The organism is Anaerobacillus sp. 1_MG-2023 (assembly GCF_030547345.1).
In the GTDB taxonomy this organism is placed as follows: domain Bacteria; phylum Bacillota; class Bacilli; order Bacillales; family Guptibacillaceae; genus Guptibacillus; species Guptibacillus hwajinpoensis_B.
The window spans coordinates 1-230 of the sequence record NZ_JAUORD010000314.1 but is presented as its reverse complement, the minus strand read 5'-3'; the positions used below and the strand labels follow the sequence as shown (position 1 = coordinate 230).

The 230-nt window shown below is 39.6% G+C and carries 1 protein-coding gene; it reads left to right on the top strand.

Annotation, left to right across the window (positions count from 1 at the left end; translation table 11 throughout):
• Positions 1–230 (top strand): prealbumin-like fold domain-containing protein (locus Q4550_RS24280; protein ID WP_303536834.1); only part of this gene is annotated, 230 nt, incomplete at both ends.

The window sequence follows — 230 nt, the reverse complement described above, 5'->3', positions numbered from 1 at the left end:
CGTTTAACTGGCGGTTCTGGTAGTGGATCAGGTGAAAAAGGTAGTTTAGAAGTTGTAAAGACTGATAGCTTAACAGATGAGAAGCTTGCTGGAGCAACATTTACCCTTTATGACAGTCAGGGTGAAATTGCCATTAAATCAGCAACAACAGATGAGTCTGGTAAGGTGATATTCAATAACCTTCTCTACAAAGATTATCTATTGAAGGAAGACAATGCACCGGTTGGTTA